This window comes from Capnocytophaga bilenii (genome assembly GCF_017565765.1).
Classification (GTDB): domain Bacteria; phylum Bacteroidota; class Bacteroidia; order Flavobacteriales; family Flavobacteriaceae; genus Capnocytophaga; species Capnocytophaga bilenii.
Genome location: NZ_JAGDYP010000003.1, coordinates 69,135 through 90,737, shown reverse-complemented (window position 1 = coordinate 90,737; position 21,603 = coordinate 69,135). Strand labels below are relative to the sequence as shown.

Genomic DNA, 21,603 nt, shown 5'->3' with positions numbered 1-21,603 from the left:
ATAGCGTATAGTGCTCCTTGCTGTACGCTATTTATTCTAATCTAACAATCGTTTTTCAATTTCTTCAATACTGGGTAAAGATGATTGATAATCTTTTGAAAGTTCATCAAATAATTTATATGACGAAACTCCTATGGGGTTGTGTATATCTTCTAAAGTATATTCAGCTATTACATTATTTTTGTCTTTGCAGATTAATAGCCCGATAGTGGGAGCATCACCTTCGGTACACAATTGTTTATTTACTGCTGTAACGTAAAATTTCAGTTGTCCTATATGTTCGGGCTTAAATTTTGTAGTTTTAAGTTCTACTACTACATAACAATGTAAATGAGCATTATAGAAAAGCAAATCAATATAAAAATCATCTCCACCTACGTTTATATGCACTTGTTTTCCATAGAAACAGAATCCTTTACCCAACTCTAACAGAAACTTTGTCACATTATCCTCCAAATATTGTTGGAGCTCTTTCTCGGTATAATTTTCTGTTATCGACAGAAAATCAAAAATATAAGGGTCTTTTGTGAGTTCTTGAGCTAAATCAGACATAGCAGGAGGTAATTGATGTTGAAAGTTTGTAATTGCTTTACCTTGCCGAACATATAAGTTTATTGCTATTTGATGCTCTAATACTGAACGACTCCAATGATTTTCTATCGTTTTATGTACATAGAAAAGAGCTTCTTGAGTATTCTTACAACGTTGCATAATCATTATATGATGCCCCCAAGGAATGCTAAATAAAGAAACTTCTAATTGGGAAACAACTTGTTTCCCAATTATATCTAACTGACTATAAAACAAATACCATTGTCGTATTGATTTTAAGTTTCTGTATGAAAAACCTTTCATTGTAGGAAATTCCTTACATAAATCAGCACTAAGAGTTTGCAAGAATCCATCTCCCCATTTAGCTTGTGCTTGTTTTTCTACAATATCTTTCCCTATTTGCCAATAAAGGCGTAACAACTCACTATTTACTTGAATAGCAGCTTTTATTTGGCTTTGTTGTATTTTCCCTTTTAGGTTTTGTAACCAATCTTTATAGTCGGTGATATTTATAATATCTTTCATAATTTTTTTAGATACTGATATTTAGGTACAAAAATAGCAATAATTGATGAATTACCAAAAATAGCGTACAGTTTTCCTCTCTATACTATTTTTAGTTTTTAAACCATTGGCTTTATCATTCGTTCGATAAAAGCGATTTCATCTTCTGAAAGGTGATATTTAGTATAAAGTTGCTTATCAATTTCTTCAATGGTTTGCGACCAATCAATATCGCTTGAAGAAGTAAAGTCTTGCAGAGGAACATTATTCCAAGTTTTCTTTTTGTTATCTTGTGTAGCCTTAAGGACACCTAACATAGTACGGGCAAACTTTGTTTTCACATACTTCAGACAGGCTTCAGCTTCTTCACGAGTATTAAATGCTCCAATACTGATGAATGTTTGCGTACTCCCAGTTAGAGGTTCTCCTATTATAGGTTCTCCTATTATAGGAGTAATTATCCCTCCTCCCAAAGCTCCTGAACCATTGCTCTTTGGTACAATCACTTTAAACTTCTCTAAGTTAGGGTGAGAGACAATATATTCTTTTTTAATCCATCGATAACAACGTTCATTTTTTAATCTTCCAAAAAAACAATATCCTCCTTTTATGTTCTCTGTAAAAATTTCAGGCAACTTTTCAAAGATATTTGTAGTAATATCATAAGGATGCCCTTTGCTCAAACGCTCTATTACCCAAGGATGTTCTTTGTGTAGTTGTTGAGAAAGACGATAACTTTCAGGGGCATATATCAATTTTGCAAAAGCTCCTTTTTTACTAAGCGTTTCAACTTTGTTCACAATCTCATTAAGTTGGGGATAGGCAGTAAATGTTCCTATTTTTTCAAAACACTGTTTGCTATCTCTATACATCACAGCTATTCCTCCTTCTATATCTACATTTGGGAAAACATCTGTACTATTTGCTTTATACCAAACTACTTTGAAATGTTTATCATTTAGTATTTTAGTATTCCAATCTTCTGGGGTTTTGCCAGCATTAAATAGATAACGTGCAGGTGTTATAAGAGATACCCGCTGAGAAAGCTTTGAGGCTAAATCAATAAATAAGTGGTAAACAGGGGTATCGCTTGTGTTTTCTGTAGTTACCTGATAGGGTGGATTTCCTATAATAGTGTCTATAACAAGTTTTTCTTATATTGTACCCATTAATATATAAAAAACAAAACGATATGGTTACAACCTTTGAAATGGCTCTTAAAGAGCGCAATATGGCTGAAAATACAATTACTGCCTACCTATTTGCTGTGAATGACTTCCTCTGCAAATACCAATCCTTCAACAAGAAAAACCTTTTGTTCTACAAAAACTACCTGATAGAGCATTTTAAACCTAAAACGGTGAACTTGCGCATTCAGGCTCTTAATAAATTTCTGGAACATATCGGTAAGCCTAAACTTCGACTTAAATCGGTAAAAGTACAACAGCGCACTTATTTGGAAAACGTGATTAGTCAGGCGGATTACCTTTTCTTGAAAGAGCAACTGCGACAGGAAGAGAACCCTATGTGGTACTTCGTGGTGCGCTTTTTAGCAGCTACCGGTGCAAGGGTTAGTGAGCTTATCCAAATAAAAGCTGAACACGTGCAGATTGGTTACTTTGACCTTTATACTAAGGGCGGCAAAGTGAGGCGGCTTTTTATTCCTGAACAACTGCGCAATGAGGCTACACAATGGCTTAAAACACAAAAGAAAACATCGGGCTATCTTTTCGTTAATCGCTTAGGAGAACGTATTACTACGCGTGGTATTGCTCAAAAACTTAAATCTTTTGCTGAGAAATATGGTATGAATACTCAAGTGGTTTATCCGCATTCATTTAGGCATAGATATGCCAAAAATTTCTTGGAGGCTTTTAATGATATTTCGCTTCTGGCAGACCTTATGGGGCACGAGAGTATTGAGACTACTCGTATCTATTTGCGTAGAACGGCTTCGGAGCAGCAAGCTATCGTAGATAGAGTTATCACTTGGTAAGATAGTGAGTTTTTAGAAATTATTTTGTACTTTTGTTCGCTGAAACTAAAAGTATTGTTACTAACTTAATTTATTAACACCTAACGACTATATGTTAAAAGATATTTTAAACTTTCGCAGGGCGGTACGCTATTATGCGCCTACGCCCATCAGTGAGGAAAAGGTACAAGAATGCCTTAAGCTCGCTACCTTAGCTCCTACAGGTTTCAACATGCAACTATACGAGCTGTACCATATTACTGATAAAGCTTTGTTAGAAAAGTTAGCTCACGCCTGCCTCAGCCAGCTTACAGCCAGCACGGCACAACAGATGGTGGTGTTCGTTACCCGTCAAGATAAGCACCGACAGCACGCCAAGATGATTTTGGAATTTGAACGCGGCAATATACAGCGCAATAGTCCGCCCGAAAGGCAAGCCAAACGCATTAAAGATAAAGAAAACCAATACCAGAAACTAATCCCCTTTGTGTATAGTCGGTTTTTTGGCTTATTAGGAGCTTTCCGCAAACTCTCTGGGGTAATCGGTTGGTTTCGCCCTATGGTGCGAGAACTCTCTGAAGGTGATATACGCGTAGAAGTACATAAAAGCTGCGGACTTATAGCGCAAACTTTTATCTTAGCAATGGCTGAGCAAGGCTACGATACTTGTCCGTTAGGGGGGTATGATAGCCATCGGATTAAAAAACTGCTACACCTACCTTATGGGGCTGAAGTGAGTATGGTTGTCACTTGTGGGATTCGTGAAGAACGCGGTATCTGGGGAGAAAGGTTTAGATTGCCGTTTGAAGAAGTGTACAGACATAATGTTTAACAATTCAAATATAAAACTTACAATATAACTTTTACTATTTTAGTTGTTATTAGCTATTATACTAAAAAACTTGAGTTGATAAGTTCGTTTAGTCGATTTACTGATTTGCTTCAATTTACGAATGACTAAACACTTCGGCAAAAAAATGAAAATGGAAAATTCAAAATTCAAAATAATTTTGTACCTTTGCGCATTGAATGTTTCAAATATAAAAATCTAACAATGAAAATACGTTTCTCATATTTTGCTTTTGCGCTTCTTGGCTTGGTTGCTTGTAATAATACTCCAAGCGAAATAGCCGTAGATGAAGAAGCACTTGCCAATACCCAAATGGCTGAAGCGCAGCGCAGTAAAACAAGAGAGGGCAATCCTTTTGACAACGCTAATAATACGAACTTGGCAATGCCTACAGCTTCGGCAGGAGGCGCGCAGGGGGTAATGCTGAACCCTCCACACGGCGAGCCAGGGCACCGTTGCGATATAGCTGTAGGGGCTCCGCTTCCAAACGATAGCCAGATAATCAATCAGGTACAAACAAACGCTACCGCTACAGACCCTTCGGCACTACCAGCTGTATCTAACGAAACACAGCAGTTAGTACAAGTGCAGCAGCCTCAAAGCTATGTGGGAGCTAATGGCGAAAAACTAAACCCTCCCCACGGGCAACCAGGGCATCGTTGCGATATCCCTGTAGGAGCACCGCTAAATAGTGCCCCAGCACAACAACAAGCAGCCCCAGCACAGCCCGCAGCACAAACCATACAACAACAGGTAGTTATAGACCCCCAACAAGCACAACAACACACAGGTACTACCGAGCCAGGCTGGTCGGGCAAACCTAACCCTCCGCACGGGCAACCAGGGCACCGCTGCGACATATCAGTAGGCGAAATATTACCGTAGGGATGAGTCGTTAGTCCTTAGTCGCTAGTCGTTAGCCTGAGCGAAGGTTGAGCGAAGGATAAGCGAAGGATAAGCGAAGGATAAGCGAAGGATAAGCGAAGGAAAGTCGGCGAGCTGGCACAGCCGAGTATGTGACGAAGCTTGAGCGAAGGAAAGCTGGCAGGGCTGGAGCAGCCTTAATACAAAATTAACAACAAAAAATTATATAAAATGTCACTTATTAAATTACACGACAAAACTTTTGAACCCTACGTAACTGCAGTACAATTGCAGGAAATAGTAGCGCGAGTGGCAGATGAAATCTATCAAGATTTAGGCGATAGCCGCCCCGTATTCGTATGTATACTAAACGGCTCATTTATGTTTGCTGCCGACCTTGTGAGGCGTTACAAAGGGCTCTGCGAGTTGTCGTTTGTAAAAATGGCTTCTTATGAGGGAACTCAAAGCTCAGGAAAAATACATCACCTCATTGGTCTTTCCGATGATTTAGAAGGAAAAGATGTAGTTGTGATAGAAGATATTGTAGATACAGGCAATACACTTGAAGAAATTTATCGTATCTTTGCTGATAAAAAGGTACATTCTTTCCGCATCGCTACGCTTTTCTTTAAGCCCGATGCCTATACCAAAGATTTGAAAATAGATTACGTAGGGAAACCTATCCCTAATCGTTTTATAGTAGGCTACGGCTTAGATTATGACGAACTGGGGCGTAACCTTCCCGAAGTATATCAACTAAATACCTCATTAACAATGACAAACATAGTACTTTTTGGCAAGCCAGGAGCTGGCAAAGGCACACAAGCCGCATTCTTAAAAGAAAAATACGGATTAGTACACATCTCAACAGGTGATATTTTCCGTTATCACATCAAAAACGAAACCGAATTAGGACGTTTGGTGCGCTCATATACCGACCGCGGCGACCTTGTGCCCGATGATGTTACTATAAAAATGCTACAAGAAGAAGTAGCCAAAAATCCTGATGCTAAAGGGTTTATATTCGATGGCTTCCCACGTACTATTGCACAAGCAGAAGCCTTAGATGCTTTTTTAGCTTCAAAAGATATGAAAATACACGGCACTTTAGCTCTTGAGGCTGATGACGAAGTGCTTGTAGAGCGCATCATAGGGCGCGGCAAAGTAAGTGGTCGTGCTGATGACCAAGATGAAACTAAAATACGCAACCGCTTTGCCGAATACAACGAAAAAACAGCTCCTTTGATTGCTTACTACCAACAACAAGGCAAATATTATCCTATTGATGGTATAGGCAGTATCGAGGAAATTACACAGCGTCTATCACAAGCAATAGACCTCATAAAAAGTAAATAATGACAGAAGGGAACTTTACCGATTACGTAAAGATATACGCCGCATCAGGAAAAGGAGGCGCAGGCTCTATGCACCTACATCGAGAAAAATTTGTACCCAAAGGAGGTCCCGATGGTGGTGATGGCGGTAGGGGAGGGCATATTATCTTTAGGGGTAATAAGCACCTCTGGACGCTTATCCACTTTAAATTTCAGAAGCATTTTGTAGCAAGCCACGGCGAGGCGGGTGGTGCTAACCGTAGTTTTGGTGCTGATGGTAAAGATGTGTATATAGAAGTGCCTTTAGGAACTATTGTAAAAGATGCCTTTACTGAGGAAGTCCTCTTTGAAATTACCGAAGATGCGCAAGAAATCATCTGCTTGCGTGGGGGCAAGGGGGGCTTAGGCAATTGGCATTTCCGCACCGCTACCAATCAAACGCCGCGCTATGCACAACCAGGGTTACCTGGTGAAGAACGCGAGTTGTTATTAGAGCTGAAGGTATTGGCTGATGTAGGTTTGGTAGGTTTCCCCAATGCTGGCAAATCGACCCTGCTCTCGGTACTTACTTCGGCAAAGCCTAAAATTGCCGATTATCCTTTTACGACCCTAAAACCCAACTTAGGAATTGTAGAACATCGCGACTATCAATCGTTTGTAATGGCTGATATCCCCGGTATTATAGAAGGGGCAGCCGAAGGCAAAGGCTTAGGGCATTACTTTTTGCGTCATATAGAGCGCAACGCTGCTTTGCTGTTTGTAATAGCAGCTGATAGCGATGATATTGCTGCTGAATACCGCATTTTGCTAAACGAACTAGAGGCTTATAACCCTGAACTATTAGACAAACAGCGATTGATAGCAATTTCTAAAGCTGATATATTGGACGAGGAGCTTACTGAAGCCCTTCGCCACGAGTTACAGGCAAGTTTAGCCGATGTGCCTTTCTTGTTTATCTCGTCTGTATCGGGGAAGGGGTTGCAGGTGCTTAAAGATAGGTTGTGGGCGATGATTAATACTGAGCTATGACGATAAAAACGCTTATCAGTGCAGCACGCTTGCGCACTTTGCCGCTATCGGTGGCGGGGATTATTACAGGGAGTGCTATTGCTCGCCGTGAAGATGTAGAGGGGTTCAGAACTGATATTTTTGTGCTAGCATTGCTCACCACCATACTATTCCAAATACTCTCCAACTTTGCCAACGACTATGGCGATGGGGTAAAGGGTACGGACAACGACCAGCGCTTGGGTCCTAAACGGGCTCTGCAAAGTGGTGCTATCACGCGTAGCGAACTAAAGCGCGTGGTGATAATTACGGCTGCCTTGTCGTTTCTTTCGGCTATAGCACTTATATACGCAGCTTTTGGCTTGGAGAATTTGGGCTATGTACTCATTTTCCTCATTCTTGGGGCTTTGTGCATCGTAGCCGCTATTAAATATACGGTAGGCAAATCGGCGTATGGCTATCGCGGGCTGGGCGATGTATTTGTGTTTGTATTTTTTGGTTTGGTAAGTGTTGTAGGCAGTTATTTTTTGTATAGGCAAGAATTGCCTGCTTATATTTTTTTGCCTGCTACTGCTATAGGCTTGCTGAGTGTAGCTGTGCTGAACCTAAACAATATGCGCGATTATGAGAATGATAAGCAGTCGGGGAAACATACTTTGGTAGTAAAGATGGGTATTGAACTGGCAAAATATTACCATTATTACTTGGTGGTTTTGGCTATGGTTTCGATGCTGGGCTACTCGGTATGGCGTTTGCAGATGCGATGGGAACTGCTTTATATATTGGCATTTGTGCCTTTGGTAGCACATTTGCTGAGGGTACGACAAAATAAAGACCTTAAGCTATTGGATAAGGAACTGAAAGTGGTGGCACTTAGTACATTTTTGCTTTCGGTATTGCTATTGCTTGGGAGTCGTTAGAATTTAATATATCTTTTTAATTATCATAATAACTATGGAATTAACTTACTACGGACACGCCTGCGTGGGTATCAAAATTGGGAACACACATTTGTTGGTAGACCCTTTTATCTCGGATAACCCTTTGGCAAGCAGTATCGACATCAATTCGGTACCTGCTGACTTTATTCTCATCACTACTGCGCAACAAGATCACACTTACGATGTGGAGGCTATTGCCAAACGTACCAAAGCGCAAATTATTTCTAACTACGAGATTACAAATCACTTTTTTGGTCTTGGAATAGAAAATGCGCACCCTATGGATTTGGGTGGTTCGTTTGACTTCAACTTTGGAAGTGTAAAAATGGTTCCTGCTTTGCACTCTTCTACTTTTGATAACGGTGGTGCTGGTGGTGGTTGTGCTTGTGGCTTTGTGATTAAAACAAACGACAGAAGCATCTATATAGCGGGGGCTACAGCTTTGCATTTTGATATGCAGCTTATTCCGGTGCGCTATAAACTTGACCTTGCAGTACTACCTATAGGGGGCAACTTTACTATGGACGTGGATGATGCTATTATGGCTTCGGACTTTGTGAAGTGCAACCGTGTGTTGGGTTATCACTACGATACGAACCGCTTTATAAAAGTAGATGATAAAGAGGCTGCTGTACGCAGTTTTAAAGCTAAAGGCAAAGACTTGATATTGCTGAATGTAGGACAAGAACTACAAATATAATGGGAAAGCCTACAGTAGTTGCCATTCAGGGAACTAAAGGGGCGTTTCACTATCAGGCTGCTGAGGCTTATTTTGGCAAAGCGATAGAGGTGGTAGAGTGCCGAAACTTTGACACCTTAGTACAAACGCTTTTGAGCGGGGCTGCTGCGTGGGGAGTAATGGCTATTGAAAATAGTATTGCAGGTGCGATACTGCCTAACTATACGCTTATAGATAAGCACAACTTGCACATACGGGGCGAGTACTATATGAATATTCAACATCATTTGTTGGCGCTTGCTGGGCAAACTTTGGAGGATATTACTGAAGTACGGTCGCACTATATGGCTTTGCTGCAATGTAAAGACTATTTTGCTGATAAGCCGCACATTAGGCTGGTGGAAGCTCCCGATACTGCTACGGCTGCCAAGCAAATAGCTGAGCAAGGCGAAAAGGGAGTGGCTGCTATCGCATCGAGTGCTGCCGCAAGCCTTTACAACTTGGGTATTTTGGCACATAGCATACAAACCATACAGCGCAATGCAACGCGTTTTGTAGTGCTAAGCACTGCTGCTGCTGTATTGCCTACTGACGATTGCAACAAGGTTTCGCTGAAGTTTCAGTTGTACGACAAAAGTGGTAGCCTAGCTACAGTGCTAAACGTATTGCGCGATTGCGAGCTGAATATGAGCAAAATACAATCAATGCCTGTGATTGATACCCCTTGGAAATACGCTTTCTTTGTAGATGCTTCTTTTGATGACCTTCGCAACTATGAGCGGGCACTTTATTTGCTGCAGGTAATGACTGAAGAGCTGAAAGTGCTGGGGGTGTATAAAGAGCATCGCAATGATAAATAATAAAAACAAATCACTAATAAAAAACGAAATATGTTACTAAAAAGAACATTCACTGTTGCGGCTATAGCATTGGCAATGGCAATGGGCGTGGGAACTACTTATGCCCAAGAAAAGAAATCTAAAAAGTGCAAAAAGACTGAAAAATCTTGCCACAAGCAAGATTACGGCAAACCCATAGATGTAGTAACAAAAGCCGACAAAGGGGCTTTTGCAGTAATACCACTGCCCTACGATTACGATGCTGTGGCTGACTATATTGATGCCGAAACGATGTACATTCACTTTTCTAAACACTATGTGGGCTACTTGCACAACCTGAACAAAGCTGTAGCAGGTACTCCTTACGCTTCACAAAGCATAGAAGAGGTACTTAAAAACTTAGACCCTAATAATGCTGCTTTGCGCAATAATGCGGGGGGCTACTACAACCACAATATGTATTTTGGGGTAATATCACCTAAAGGAGGTGGTGAGCCTAAAGGCACACTGATGGAGGCTATTAAGCGCGACTTTGGCAGCTTTGAGAACTTCAAAAAAGCATTTGCTGAAGCGGGTAGCAAGCGTTTTGGTTCGGGCTGGGCTTTCTTGGTAGTAAATGACGAAAAACTAAGCGTGGTGAGCACTGCCAACCAAGATAACCCTTTGATGCCCAACATAGGCGTAAGCGGAGTGCCTATCTTGGCTATGGATGTGTGGGAACACGCTTATTACTTGAAATATCAAAACAAACGAGGCGATTACATTGCTAATTTTTTCAATGTGATTGACTGGGATAAAGTAGCTGAACTTTACGGAAAAACTCTTTACAAATAATTATCTTACAGAACGACAATGAGCGAGAAAGATTTTAAAAAATACAATCTTATTATGGGTTGGGTGGTTTTTGCCATTGCCCTAATCACTTATACACTTACGGTAGAGCCTACGGTGAGTTTTTGGGATTGTGGTGAGTATATAGCCACTTCGGCAAAATTGCAGGTGGGGCACCCTCCAGGAGCACCTTTTTTTCAGATGGTAGGGGCTTTTATAGCGGCTTTTGCTCCTAATGCCGATAAGATTGCATTTTTTGTAAATATGATGTCGGTGCTATCGAGTGCCTTCACTGTATTTTTCTTGTATTTTATCATTGTAAATCTTACTAAAAAAATAGCCCTTCGCACTACAACTACCCTTACCCCTTCGCACGTTATCGCTGTGATGGGCAGTGGGGTAGTGGGTGGCTTGGCTTACACTTTTTCGGATAGTTTTTGGTTCAATGCTGTAGAAGCTGAGGTGTACGGAATGGCGATGCTCTTTATGTCGGTGATGTTTTGGCTCGGCATTAAATGGACTGATAGCTTGCAAGAAGAGCGTGGCGACCGCTGGTTGCTGCTGATTTCGCTGGTAGTGGGTCTTTCGTTTGGGGTGCACTTTATGGCATTGCTTACGATACCCGCTATTGGGATGCTGTATTTCTTCAACAGTAAATACCCTAAAACATTTGTCAATTTTGTGATTGCCAATGTAGTTTCTATCGCAATTTTGTTGCTGATATTCAAACTGATATTACCCTACACATTGGCTTACTTTGGCTACTTAGAGGTGTTTTTTGTAAATACCTTTGGGCTGCCGTTCAATTCGGGGACAATTATTGCAGGACTTAGTGTGGTGGCGTTTTTCTTCTTCACCTTGCAATATGCCAACAAAAAGAACAATGTGCGATTGCAAACCGCTACCTTGTGTTTGTTGTTTGTATTTGTAGGATTTTCATCGTGGCTGATGATACCCATACGCTCTAATGCCGATACGGTTATCAACGAAAATAGCCCTACCGATGCGCGTTTGCTTTTGGCGTACTACAACTTAGAGCAATATCCTGAAACGCATTTGTTTTACGGACCTATGTATTCTGATAAATACGCAGGCATAGATGAGGAACACCCTTATGAAGATGCCAAACCTAAATACGAGCGCGATTATACTACGGGCAGGTATATTATTGTAAACCAATATAAAAATGCTCAGGTGGCTTCCAATAGAAATCAGAAAGGCTTCTTGCCGCGTATGTGGAGCCCACAGCACGCAGCTAATTATATGAAGCTGACGGGCAATTTAGATTTCAAAATTAGCCAAGAAGCCTATGAAGAACCTAAACTATATCAGCTGCTGCAAGAGTTGCACAAGCAAAATACATTGCGCCCAATGCCTCCTGAGCGCTATGATCAGTTCTTGACAGAGTACCGCGATTATATAGAAGTAGAAAAACCTAGCTTCTGGAAGAATATGCAGTACCTTTTTAACTACCAATTTGGTTATATGTATTTCCGCTACTTTGCGTGGAACTTTATTGGTAGGCAAGATGATATACAAGGCAAAATGGAAGCCGACCACGGCAACTGGCTGTCGGGGATTCCTTTTGTAGATGAGATGCACTTGGGGTCGCAAAAGAACTTGCCTTCGGATGTGCTAAACAACAAGGCTCGCAATACTTATTACTTTTTGCCTTTGTTGTTGGGCTTGTTGGGCTTGTTCTATATGTCGGTGAAGAGTGAACGCCAAACGTGGGTGATACTCGTTTTACTCCTCTTTACAGGCTTGGCGCTAAAAATATACGTCAATGAGCGTCCGTTCGAGCCACGCGAGCGCGATTACGCTCTTGTGGGGTCGTTCTACGCCTTTGCTATTTGGATAGGCTACGGAGTGTATGCACTCTACGACTTGATAAAAAAATACCTGACTCCTAACGTTACAGCTATTGGCGCAGTAGCTTTTTCGCTATCGGTACCGCTACTAATGGCTGCCGAAAACTGGGACGACCACGACCGATCTCAAAAATATTCGGCTGAGTTTATTGCCGATGCTTACTTAGAATCTATCGCCAAAGATAAAGATGCTATGATATTTACCATAGGCGATAACGATACTTTCTTGTTGTGGTATGCCCAAGAGATTGAAGGTTACCGCACCGATGTACGCGTAATCAATACAAGTCTTTTGCAAACCGATTGGTATATAGACCAAATGAAGCGCAAGGCTTACGAAAGTAACCCCATACCTTCGCAAATTGTACATAGCCAATACGCTCACGGCGTGCGCGAGGCGGTATATTACCAAAAACGCACCGATAATCGTTGGAATATCAAAGATTTCGTGAATTGGATTACCTCTGGCGATCCTGCTACCCAATCGGTGAGAGGGCGAGGCGAATATCAGCAAACTTTCTTTTATTACCCTACCAATAAAATACGTATCCCTGTAAATAAAGAAAACGTGCTAAAAAGTGGTATTGTAAAACCTGAAGATGCTGATAAAATAGTAGATTATATAGATATTACCTTGCCTAACGCTATCGATAAGGCTCGTGTGTTGATGCTTGATATCATTGCTAATAACGATTGGAAACGCCCTATCTACTTTACAGGCGGTAGTATGGATGCTGCTGAGTATATTTGGATGAAAGACTACTTGCAGTTGGACGGCTTAGTGTATAAGCTGGTACCTATCAAAACACCTATTGATAAAAGTAATCCTTACGATATGGGGCGCATTGATAGCGAACTGATGTACAATATCGTAAAACAATGGACGTGGGGCAATATGGGTAGAGAGGATATTTACTTAGACCCCGAAACTCGTAAGAATAGTATTATCTTTAGGGGTAATTTGGCACGCCTTACCGAACAGCTTATCAAAGAAGGCAAAAACGATAAAGCTAAAGAAGTGATGGATATTGCTATGAAAAATATGCCTGTAGCCTCATATGGTTATTACTTTTCGTTAGAGCCATTCATCAAAGGTTATTACCAAGTGGGTGAGCCCCAAAAAGCGCAAGCTATTGCAGCACAGATAGCCCAAAAGTATCAAGAGGAAATGAACTACTACAACCATCTGCCTGCCGCTCAGCTAAACGATAACGCTCACAAAATACAATATTGTGTAGACCGCTATGGCGAGCTCTTGCTTGTAACCAAAGATTACGACCCTGCTTTCTTCCAAAAGCAATGGGATATATTCAAAGGTTCGGTGCGCCTCTATATGCGCGATAAAGAGCTGGAAGAGTACTTTTTAGGGAACCCTGCTTCAGCTACCGACACGCTGCCCGAACCCCCTGCCCCCACACAAGATACCTTAGAGTAATGCGTTACTATAACTATCTCATATCGTTTTTGGCGCACCCTATATGGTTCCCTATTTATGGGGCTATGATTGTGTTATTTCACATCCCTATTTTTCTTACCATAAGCGAAATAAGGCTTACGTGGTTGTTGCTACTTCTTATAACAGTAGCATTACCTACAATGGTATATCTTATCCTTTTTGTATTTAATTGGTTAGAAAATCCTTTTTTAATACCCGATGAAAAACAAAAATGGCTACTGTACGGCTATATAGTAATATTGCTGTCAGTAGCCTTTTGGATAACCCCTTTTGAGAAGTTTCCGTTTATACACTTTTATATCATAGGGCTTACGGTAGGGTGTATTACAATACTCTTTTTTTTGTTCTTCAAAATACGCAGTAATATGTCGGCAATGGGTATGGGGGCACTCACTACCTTCACTTTGCTGATGAGTATTCTCTTTCAGAAAGATATGACCTATATTATTGCCTTTTTGTTATTTCTTAGCGGAGCAGATATAACAGTGCAAATATACCTTACCCAACAGCGTATGCGCATGGTGCTACTCAGCTACCTTATGGGTGCGCTACCTCAGTTCTTTTTGCCCATTCTTTTCCGCAATCTTACTTTAGCTTATCATTGATAATCCTATCGTTATAATCTTGTATAAAGGCACGCATATCGGCGATGCCTTTTTTTATTTCTTCATTATTGCCTTGTGCATCTTTTAGGTTTTTGCTCAAGTTGTAGTCGTCAATAGCATATACGCCCACCACCTCGCCATTGGGGTCTAACACATAAGTGTAATTGCCTTGCATCAGCTGGTAGAATTGAGCATTGGTAACGTAAGCACGAGGGGTTTCATCGGCAATAGTACTCATAAGGCTACGCCCCCACGAGCGGAAAGGCTTCTGATACCCCATTAGGTCGGCAAGGGTAGGGAAGAGGTCTATCTGTTGTCCTAATACTGCCGAATGCCCTTGCGGAATCAGGGTTTTATTGGCGCTATAAAGAATGATAGGAATGCGATGGTGTGTTATTTTTTGTTGGTAATAAGGGTAATAATCCACAGTGGTATGGTCGGGGATAATGGCAAAAATAGTATTCTCATACCAAGCCTCTTTTTTTACAGTTTCAAAAAAACGACTGATAGCAAAATCGGTGTAGGCTACCACATTGTGCATTTCCATAGCCCCTTTGTTGAATCGCCCTTTGTGCGGTTCGGGTACTATATAAGGTTCGTGCGATGAAAGCGTAAATACCGTTGCTAAAAAAGGAGCTTTCATTTTGTTGATTTCCTTTGCGAAATACTGCAAAAAAGGCTCATCGTCAATTCCCCACTTTCCGTTGTAGTAGCGGTCGTCATTGAACTCAGTTCTGCCAACATAGCGCTCATACCCCACTTGGCGAGCAAAAGCATCAATACTCATCGAGCCATTGGTAGCCCCGTGCGCAAACAGCGTTTCGTAACCCAAGTCGCGCGCTACCCACGCTATAGAAGCCAAGCCCCGTTGCGGAGCATAAGCCGAATTTACAAAAGGTTTCTGAAAAGTAGGCATCCCAGCCGTAACAGCCGAAATCCCTTCAATAGAATGCACGCTATTCGAGTAGATATTACTGAAATAGAACCCCTTGCGCGCCAACGAGTCTAAGAAAGGCGTATACCCTTTGTATCCCTCAATAGGCAAGCCCTCATTCAGCAACCCAAAATATTCAGCCCCCATACCTTCTAAGATGATAAGCACCACATTAGGTTTTTCGGTTACTACCCGCTTGTATTGTTTTATCGGTTTGATATTCGCTTCAATATACTTTTCATCGGTAAAGTTATATTCTCTAAAAGTTTTATTCTTATTCATCGTTCGTATTACCGAAAAAGGCGCATTTAGCAGTAAATGCACCTGCGAAATGTCGCGAGCATATTTTCCGGCATCAATTACACTTAGCGGCACCACACCAGGGCTGAAGTTCATCCCCCTGATGCCAAAAACCAGCACAGGCGCGAGTACTAAAATAAACACAACAGAAGTCGTAAAATAGCGCAAAGGGCGTACTACAGCCCTATGAGCGATACCTATGCGTTTATAAGCCATCACCCAAAGCACACACACCACTAAAAAGCACAAAAAGATGAGCCAATAGCGTACTAAAAAGCCCATAAGCAAGCCCAAAGCGTTTTCTTCGTGTTGTACCAAAGCCCAATCGTTGGTAGTAAGACCTGTTTTGTTGTACGAAAAGTAAGCAATATTGATGAAATTAAGTAGAAAAGCAGGAATATTCATCAAAAAGTAACACCAGAACAATATTTTTTGATACCACCCTTGCGTATTTACCTTCAAAGGGAGGATACTGAGGAAGATAAAAAGCAAATTTACATAGATAATAGCCGTAGTGTCGAACAACAATCCGTAAAAGCACAATCTAGCCAAATCGCTAATACCATCTACAATAAGGTGCGAATGGTTGAAGCCAAAAAAAGCCAATCGAGCTAAAAAATAAGCAACATATACAAGTAACAACCTGTAGAAAAGAATTTTATACTCTTTAAAACGCATTATAATAAAGTTTAATAAACGCCGCAAAGATACGAAATTTAAATTAGTTATTAGTCATCAAAATATGGCATACATTTTGGTAAAAACAATGATACCCCTATCCGGTTTATCCCACATTCCTACACCGAACCCTGAGCGAAGGATGAGCGAAGGAAAGTCGGCGAGCTGGCGCAGCCGAGTATGTGACGAAGGTTGAGCGAAGGATGAGCGAAGGATGAGCGAACCTTGAGCGAAGGATAACGCAGCCGAGTATGTGAAGCCAGTGCGGCTCGCACCGACTATTTTAATTCACTAATTCATTAATAATTCATAATTATTTCGTACCTTTGCACCCTAAATCACAACTGTATGACGATACAAGAAATTCAAAACCAACTTATTGACGAATTTTCATTCTTTGAAGATTGGTCGCAACGTTACGAATACCTCATAGAACTCGGCAAAAGCCTCCCCCTAATAGACGAAAAATACAAAACCGACCTATACCTCATCAAAGGCTGCCAAAGCCAAGTGTGGTTGCACGCCCAGTATGACGGCACACTGATACACTTTACTGCCGATAGCGATGCTATTATTACCAAAGGCATTGTAGCACTCTTAGTGCGTGTATTCACAGGGCATACCCCCCAAGAAATTGCAGCTGCCGATACAGCGTTTATCGATAAAATACAACTCAAAGAGCATCTTTCGCCCACACGTGCCAACGGACTGGTAAGTATGCTTACACAAATGAAAAAATATGCACTTGATATAATTCAAAATTCATAATTCAAAATTCAGAATTAAACAATGGTAGACACAGAAGCCTTAGGCGAAAAAATAGTAGAAGTATTGAAAGGCATTTACGACCCCGAAATACCCGTAGATATTTACGAACTCGGTCTTGTATATGACGTGTTCGTAAACGAACAAAACGATGTAAAAATACTAATGACACTCACCTCGCCCAATTGCCCCGTAGCAGAGGCGTTGCCAATGGAAGTGAAAGAAAAAGTACAAAGTATAGACGAAGTACACGAAACTATCGTTGAACTTACCTTCGACCCACCTTGGAACCAAGATATGATGAGCGAAGTGGCAAAATTAGAACTCGGATTTTTGTAACTAATAATAAATAATTTACTTATATCACTTATGAAAAAATTTTTATTTTCAGTATGCCTATTATCAACAATGGCAATTTTTGCACAAGAAGACGGTGTAGCGCAAAACCCAACAGTGGATCCTGCCGAAGAAGCAGCCCCTGCACCTTATTGGAGCAAAGGCGGTAACGCATCGCTAATGTTTTCGCAATCAGCATTCAACCACGATTGGACAGGTGGAGGTACTAACAACCTTGCTGCCAACCTTGCTGTAAGTTATTCACTTAACTACAAAAAAGACAAATGGGCGTGGGATAACAACCTATATATCGACTATGGTTTAACTAAATTGGAAAGCGACAAATATACTCGCAAAACCAACGACCGTTTTGAAGTCAACTCAGTAGCAGGGTACCAGCTATCCAACACTTGGTATGCCTCTTTCTTCTTCAACTTCAAAACCCAAATGGCTGATGGTTACAAATATACCACCACCGACCGCACTTGGATAAACTCACTCCTTTCACCAGGGTATATACAATTTGGTCCTGGTATGTTGTGGAAGAAAAACGACAACTTGAAAGTGAACTTAGCACCTGCAACCTCAAAACTTACTACAGCAGCTAAACGCTGGACAGAGTTTGGAAGTTTTTATGGCGTTGAAAAAGGTAAAACATTGCGTTACGAGCTCGGTTTTGCACTTAATGCTTACTACAAATTCGCTCCTATGGATAATGTTAGTTTTGAGAACATACTCAACTTGTATAGCAACTATTTAGATAAACCTTTCAATGTAGATATAGATTATACTGCTAATATAGTAATGTCTATCAATAAATATCTAAGTGCAAACTTCACTTTCCAAGCTATTTACGACGACAATGCAGCTAAAGCATTCCAAATACGCGAAGTATTAGGCGTAGGACTTACTTACAAACTTAAATAATAAAACGACAATATAAGAAATGCGAGCCAATAAATGAGCTCGCATTTTTTTTTGACTGCGCCCCACACTTTGTCAAACTTTCAAAGTTTGACAAAGTTAATTGCCTTGATAATCAATCACTTTTATTCATATTGTAGGGGCGATTGGCAAATCGCCCTCACAAAACAAAACTTTTCGGACAGCCTCTTTTTTGACTTAAATAGTCTTTATATCACTCTTTTTTAGTAACTTTGCAGATAATAACTTTAAAAGAATGAATGATGCTGCCCGAAATACACAAAATAAAAGAAACACCACCTGCTGTAATAATCTTTTATGAATTGAAAAAAACAAATTGTAGTTTAGAACAGTTTATGAAAGAAACAGGTATCGTAGTTTCGGAAGGTATGTTTGACGAGATAACGCCAGAATTATCAGCAATTTTAGGAGATAGGTTTGGGGTAGATGCTACCTATTTTTTGGAAGTTCAAGAGAAGTTTAAAAAAGCACAGAAAGGAAATAAAGAAGCACAAGCAGCAAATATTCCTAAAATTAATAGATTCATATTTTGGGACACAGATTTTGATAAGTTGGACTGGAAGCGGTATAAAAAAAGTATTATAAAAAGGATTTTTGAAAGAGGATTTCAAGACGATAAAAAAGCAATAATTTCCTATTATGGTAAAAGTGTAGTTGTAGAAACGTTGAAAGAACTAAAACAAAAAATAGAAGATGAAACAGACCAAGCTTTATACCAATACAGTATCCCCATTACTTTTGGAAAGTTTTTATAAAATAAGTAAGATACCGAATGTACAACTTACAAACTTAAATATTAACTACATAAATAAAGAAGCTGTCCGAAGAGTTTTAAAAGTATGATTGCGCCACACACTTTGTCAAACTTTCAAAGTTTGACAAAGTTAATTGCTCTGATAATCAATCACTTTTATTTACATTGTAGGGGCGATTGGCAAATCGCCCTCACAAAACAAAACTTTTCGGACAGCCTCTTTTTGGTTGTATTATCAAAAAAAGTTGTAACTTTGCCCTATAACCTGAAAAATATTATAATGAGATTACTAAAAGTTACAACCGCTATAGCCCTCTTAACGCTATTTGCGTGCCACACCACCCCCACTACTGATACCCCCGAACCCCTTACGCCCTATGTAAACCCCTTTATAGGCACTGACGGCACTGGTAATACCTACCCTGGTGCTACAACCCCCTTTGGAATGGTACAGCTAAGCCCCGATATTGGAATCCCTGGTTGGGATAGAATTTCAGGCTATTTCTACCCCGATAGTATCATCACTGGTTTTTCGCACACACACCTTTCGGGTACTGGTGCAGGCGACCTATACGATATACTCACAATGCCTACCAATAGCAAGTTTACCAAACGTATTGAGGCTAATAACTACAAACCTTTTTCATATTTTCAGCACGGCACCGAAACGGCTACCGCAGGTTATTACCGCGTGCAACTCGAAAGCTATAACATAGGCGTAGAGCTTACCGCTACCCCACGTGTGGGCGTGCAACGCTACACCTTCCCACAAGATAATCAGAGTGATATTACTATAGATTTGGGCTATGCTATCAACTGGGATAAGCCCACAGCTACCTACCTAAAAGTGGTAGATGACACTACTATCGAGGGGTATCGCTACTCTACAGGCTGGGCTCGCGACCAAAAAGTGTATTTTGTAGCAAAGCTATCAAAACCTTTTGCAAATTACACCCTCACCCAAACCACCGAAAGCAATACTACCAACAATTCTAAAATCGTACTCCACTACGGCACTACCCAAGAGGGCGAAACCATAGTGCTAAAAACAGCACTTTCTATGCATAACATTGCAGCCGCCTACCAAAATATGGAAGCTGAAGCCCCCCATTTTTCTTTTGACGAATACCGCGAGCAAGCACACAACCTTTGGGAACAGCAATTACAGAAAATCATCGTAAAAGGCGGCGATGACGATACGCGTACTATCTTCTATACAATGCTTTACCAAACGATGCTCGCCCCCAACCTCTATTCCGATGTAAAAGCCCCTGTGCGTTACGATACTTTTTCGCTATGGGATACTTTCAGGGCAGCCCACCCTTTGTATACTATCTTGCACCCACAAACCAATGTACAGTTTATCAATAGCTTTTTAGCTCATTATAAAGAAAACGGAACGTTGCCCGTTTGGAGTATGCAAGGCGGCGAAACAAATATGATGATAGGCTACCACGCAGTGCCTATTATAGTAGATGCCTACCTAAAAGGCTTGCCCATAGATGCTAATTTGGCTTACGAAGCCTGCAAAGCCAGTGCAATGAGCGATGAACGAGAAATAGACTTGTACAAAAAATATGGTTATGTACCTTATGATTTAGACAAATCGGGCGAAAACTGGTCGGTGTCAAAAAGTTTGGAATACGCCTATGACGATTGGTGTGTGGCACAATTTGCGGCAGCCTTAGGCAAAAAAGAAGATGCAGCCTATTTTGGCAAGCGAGCTGAAAACTGGCGTAATCTTTTTGATACAGAAACATTTTTTTTCCGCCCCAAAAATAGTGCAGGAAAGTTTATTACTCCTTTCAATCCGAAGGAATACACCCCTTATTTTTGTGAGAGCAACGCTTGGCACTACCGCTGGTTTGTGCCGCATAACGTTTCGGGCTTAGTAACGGCTATGGGTGGGGCGCAAGCCTTTGAAAATGCTATTGACGATATGTTTTCTTTGCGAGTAAACCCCGATGAAAAGTTGCCTATTTTCAGTACAGGAATGATAGGACAATACGTACACGGCAATGAACCAAGCCACCACGTAGCCTATTTGTACAACTTTGGTTCGCTACCGCAAAAGGCAGCCCACCGCGCTATGCAAATTATGCGTACCCAATACCACAACAATCCCGCAGGGCATTGTGGTAATGAAGACTGCGGACAGATGTCGGCTTGGTATATCTTTTCAGCCTTAGGTTTTTATCCTGTAAATCCAGCAGACGGCAAGTTCTACTTCGGGATGCCACTCTTTTCGGAAATTACACTGAATTTAGACAATGGGAAAACCTTTGTCATCAAGAAAGAAAAAGAACAATCGGCAGGTAATGAAGTATATTTAAATCATAAGTTGGTAAAGGAGCGTTATATTACCTATAAGCAGCTGATGCAAGGAGGCGAGTTGCTGTTTAAGTAAGCCGATGCGGCTCGCGCCTAAATTTTATCCTTTCTATTATAGTTCGTTTTGTTTTGATTTACAATCAAATATCCCAATCAAATCTTAAAATAAAAACCAAAGCGTTAAAAAATTATTAATGAAAACTTGCAGGTTGTTAAATAAATATTAATTTTGCAGGCGATTAATTTATTTT

The 21,603-nt window shown here is 40.8% G+C and carries 20 protein-coding genes and 1 pseudogene; 17 read left to right on the top strand and 4 right to left on the bottom strand.

Annotation, left to right across the window (positions count from 1 at the left end; all coding sequences use genetic code 11):
- Nucleotides 1-36: 36 nt before the first annotated feature.
- The 3 genes and pseudogenes from J4N46_RS04720 to J4N46_RS13005 form a co-directional block, all read right to left on the bottom strand.
- A complete protein-coding gene (locus J4N46_RS04720) occupies nt 37-1,077 on the bottom strand; it encodes a PDDEXK nuclease domain-containing protein (RefSeq protein WP_208058357.1) in 1,041 nt (346 codons plus the stop codon).
- 98 nt (nt 1,078-1,175) lie between these two features.
- The gene (locus tag J4N46_RS04715; RefSeq protein ID WP_236013709.1) at nt 1,176-1,931 is read right to left on the bottom strand and encodes a hypothetical protein; all 756 of its coding nucleotides are present in this window, start codon (nt 1,929-1,931) and stop codon (nt 1,176-1,178) included.
- A gap of 42 nt (nt 1,932-1,973) precedes the next feature.
- Nucleotides 1,974-2,186: pseudogene (locus J4N46_RS13005) on the bottom strand (Eco57I restriction-modification methylase domain-containing protein); the annotation flags it as partial.
- 62 nt (nt 2,187-2,248) lie between these two features.
- Between J4N46_RS13005 and J4N46_RS04710 the strand changes: the two are divergent.
- From J4N46_RS04710 to J4N46_RS04660, 11 genes are all read left to right on the top strand, one after another.
- Nucleotides 2,249-3,052, top strand: a complete 804-nt coding sequence (locus tag J4N46_RS04710) for a tyrosine-type recombinase/integrase (RefSeq protein ID WP_208058356.1) — start codon at nt 2,249-2,251, stop codon at nt 3,050-3,052.
- 91 nt (nt 3,053-3,143) lie between these two features.
- Nucleotides 3,144-3,863 (top strand): nitroreductase family protein, encoded by a 720-nt coding sequence (locus J4N46_RS04705; protein ID WP_208058355.1) that lies wholly within the window; start codon nt 3,144-3,146, stop codon nt 3,861-3,863.
- 222 nt (nt 3,864-4,085) lie between these two features.
- Nucleotides 4,086-4,766: a hypothetical protein gene (locus tag J4N46_RS04700; protein WP_208058354.1), complete on the top strand. Its 681-nt coding sequence runs from the start codon at nt 4,086-4,088 to the stop codon at nt 4,764-4,766.
- A gap of 210 nt (nt 4,767-4,976) precedes the next feature.
- The gene (locus J4N46_RS04695; RefSeq protein ID WP_208058353.1) at nt 4,977-6,101 is read left to right on the top strand and encodes an adenylate kinase; all 1,125 of its coding nucleotides are present in this window, start codon (nt 4,977-4,979) and stop codon (nt 6,099-6,101) included.
- Complete coding sequence (gene obgE, locus J4N46_RS04690; RefSeq protein WP_208058352.1) at nt 6,101-7,108, top strand: GTPase ObgE; 1,008 nt, start codon at nt 6,101-6,103, stop codon at nt 7,106-7,108. Before J4N46_RS04695 ends, obgE begins: the two co-directional genes overlap by 1 nt.
- Complete coding sequence (gene menA / locus J4N46_RS04685; protein WP_208058351.1) at nt 7,105-8,007, top strand: 1,4-dihydroxy-2-naphthoate octaprenyltransferase; 903 nt, start codon at nt 7,105-7,107, stop codon at nt 8,005-8,007. The genes obgE and menA overlap by 4 nt, the downstream gene beginning before the upstream one ends.
- Nucleotides 8,008-8,041: 34 nt before the next feature.
- On the top strand, nt 8,042-8,728 hold the full coding sequence (locus J4N46_RS04680; protein WP_208058350.1) for a metal-dependent hydrolase: 687 nt from the start codon (nt 8,042-8,044) through the stop codon (nt 8,726-8,728).
- Nucleotides 8,728-9,567 (top strand): prephenate dehydratase, encoded by an 840-nt coding sequence (locus J4N46_RS04675; protein ID WP_208058349.1) that lies wholly within the window; start codon nt 8,728-8,730, stop codon nt 9,565-9,567. Before J4N46_RS04680 ends, J4N46_RS04675 begins: the two co-directional genes overlap by 1 nt.
- Nucleotides 9,568-9,597: 30 nt before the next feature.
- Nucleotides 9,598-10,380 carry a superoxide dismutase gene (locus tag J4N46_RS04670; protein WP_317194291.1) on the top strand — a complete coding sequence of 261 codons (783 nt, stop codon included), beginning with the start codon at nt 9,598-9,600 and terminating at the stop codon, nt 10,378-10,380.
- Nucleotides 10,381-10,398: 18 nt separating this feature from the next.
- A complete protein-coding gene (locus J4N46_RS04665; RefSeq protein WP_208058348.1) occupies nt 10,399-13,683 on the top strand; it encodes a glycosyltransferase family 117 protein in 3,285 nt (1,094 codons plus the stop codon).
- On the top strand, nt 13,683-14,309 hold the full coding sequence (locus tag J4N46_RS04660; protein WP_208058347.1) for a hypothetical protein: 627 nt from the start codon (nt 13,683-13,685) through the stop codon (nt 14,307-14,309). The genes J4N46_RS04665 and J4N46_RS04660 overlap by 1 nt, the downstream gene beginning before the upstream one ends.
- Here the strand turns inward: J4N46_RS04660 and J4N46_RS04655 are convergent.
- On the bottom strand, nt 14,290-16,221 hold the full coding sequence (locus J4N46_RS04655) for an LTA synthase family protein (protein WP_208058346.1): 1,932 nt from the start codon (nt 16,219-16,221) through the stop codon (nt 14,290-14,292). The genes J4N46_RS04660 and J4N46_RS04655 overlap by 20 nt on opposite strands.
- Before the next feature lie 64 nt (nt 16,222-16,285).
- On the opposite strand from J4N46_RS04655, the gene J4N46_RS12845 reads away from it, so the two are divergent.
- From J4N46_RS12845 to J4N46_RS04630, 6 genes are all read left to right on the top strand, one after another.
- On the top strand, nt 16,286-16,417 hold the full coding sequence (locus J4N46_RS12845) for a hypothetical protein (protein WP_262897133.1): 132 nt from the start codon (nt 16,286-16,288) through the stop codon (nt 16,415-16,417).
- 152 nt (nt 16,418-16,569) lie between these two features.
- Nucleotides 16,570-16,989 (top strand): SufE family protein, encoded by a 420-nt coding sequence (locus J4N46_RS04650; protein WP_208058345.1) that lies wholly within the window; start codon nt 16,570-16,572, stop codon nt 16,987-16,989.
- A 21-nt stretch (nt 16,990-17,010) separates the two neighbouring features.
- Nucleotides 17,011-17,325 carry an iron-sulfur cluster assembly protein gene (locus tag J4N46_RS04645; protein WP_009415287.1) on the top strand — a complete coding sequence of 105 codons (315 nt, stop codon included), beginning with the start codon at nt 17,011-17,013 and terminating at the stop codon, nt 17,323-17,325.
- Nucleotides 17,326-17,355: 30 nt separating this feature from the next.
- Nucleotides 17,356-18,249 carry a DUF3078 domain-containing protein gene (locus J4N46_RS04640; protein WP_208058344.1) on the top strand — a complete coding sequence of 298 codons (894 nt, stop codon included), beginning with the start codon at nt 17,356-17,358 and terminating at the stop codon, nt 18,247-18,249.
- 257 nt (nt 18,250-18,506) lie between these two features.
- Nucleotides 18,507-19,022: a DUF6922 domain-containing protein gene (locus J4N46_RS04635; RefSeq protein WP_208058343.1), complete on the top strand. Its 516-nt coding sequence runs from the start codon at nt 18,507-18,509 to the stop codon at nt 19,020-19,022.
- A 279-nt stretch (nt 19,023-19,301) separates the two neighbouring features.
- Nucleotides 19,302-21,428, top strand: a complete 2,127-nt coding sequence (locus tag J4N46_RS04630) for a GH92 family glycosyl hydrolase (protein ID WP_208058342.1) — start codon at nt 19,302-19,304, stop codon at nt 21,426-21,428.
- Nucleotides 21,429-21,603 lie beyond the last annotated feature (175 nt).

Bases quoted from the DNA above. Each gene is read 5' to 3' on its own strand.
- J4N46_RS04655 (WP_208058346.1), bottom strand. From the start codon at position 16,221: ATGCGTTTTAAAGAGTATAAAATTCTTTTCTACAGGTTGTTACTTGTA.
- J4N46_RS04705 (WP_208058355.1), top strand. From the start codon at position 3,144: ATGTTAAAAGATATTTTAAACTTTCGCAGGGCGGTACGCTATTATGCG.
- menA (WP_208058351.1), top strand. From the start codon at position 7,105: ATGACGATAAAAACGCTTATCAGTGCAGCACGCTTGCGCACTTTGCCG.
- J4N46_RS04630 (WP_208058342.1), top strand. From the start codon at position 19,302: ATGAGATTACTAAAAGTTACAACCGCTATAGCCCTCTTAACGCTATTT.
- J4N46_RS04650 (WP_208058345.1), top strand. From the start codon at position 16,570: ATGACGATACAAGAAATTCAAAACCAACTTATTGACGAATTTTCATTC.
- J4N46_RS04645 (WP_009415287.1), top strand. From the start codon at position 17,011: ATGGTAGACACAGAAGCCTTAGGCGAAAAAATAGTAGAAGTATTGAAA.
- J4N46_RS04635 (WP_208058343.1), top strand. From the start codon at position 18,507: ATGATGCTGCCCGAAATACACAAAATAAAAGAAACACCACCTGCTGTA.
- J4N46_RS12845 (WP_262897133.1), top strand. From the start codon at position 16,286: ATGGCATACATTTTGGTAAAAACAATGATACCCCTATCCGGTTTATCC.
- obgE (WP_208058352.1), top strand. From the start codon at position 6,101: ATGACAGAAGGGAACTTTACCGATTACGTAAAGATATACGCCGCATCA.
- J4N46_RS04665 (WP_208058348.1), top strand. From the start codon at position 10,399: ATGAGCGAGAAAGATTTTAAAAAATACAATCTTATTATGGGTTGGGTG.
- J4N46_RS04720 (WP_208058357.1), bottom strand. From the start codon at position 1,077: ATGAAAGATATTATAAATATCACCGACTATAAAGATTGGTTACAAAAC.
- J4N46_RS04640 (WP_208058344.1), top strand. From the start codon at position 17,356: ATGAAAAAATTTTTATTTTCAGTATGCCTATTATCAACAATGGCAATT.
- J4N46_RS04660 (WP_208058347.1), top strand. From the start codon at position 13,683: ATGCGTTACTATAACTATCTCATATCGTTTTTGGCGCACCCTATATGG.
- J4N46_RS04710 (WP_208058356.1), top strand. From the start codon at position 2,249: ATGGTTACAACCTTTGAAATGGCTCTTAAAGAGCGCAATATGGCTGAA.
- J4N46_RS04680 (WP_208058350.1), top strand. From the start codon at position 8,042: ATGGAATTAACTTACTACGGACACGCCTGCGTGGGTATCAAAATTGGG.
- J4N46_RS04675 (WP_208058349.1), top strand. From the start codon at position 8,728: ATGGGAAAGCCTACAGTAGTTGCCATTCAGGGAACTAAAGGGGCGTTT.
- J4N46_RS04695 (WP_208058353.1), top strand. From the start codon at position 4,977: ATGTCACTTATTAAATTACACGACAAAACTTTTGAACCCTACGTAACT.
- J4N46_RS04700 (WP_208058354.1), top strand. From the start codon at position 4,086: ATGAAAATACGTTTCTCATATTTTGCTTTTGCGCTTCTTGGCTTGGTT.
- J4N46_RS04670 (WP_317194291.1), top strand. From the start codon at position 9,598: ATGTTACTAAAAAGAACATTCACTGTTGCGGCTATAGCATTGGCAATG.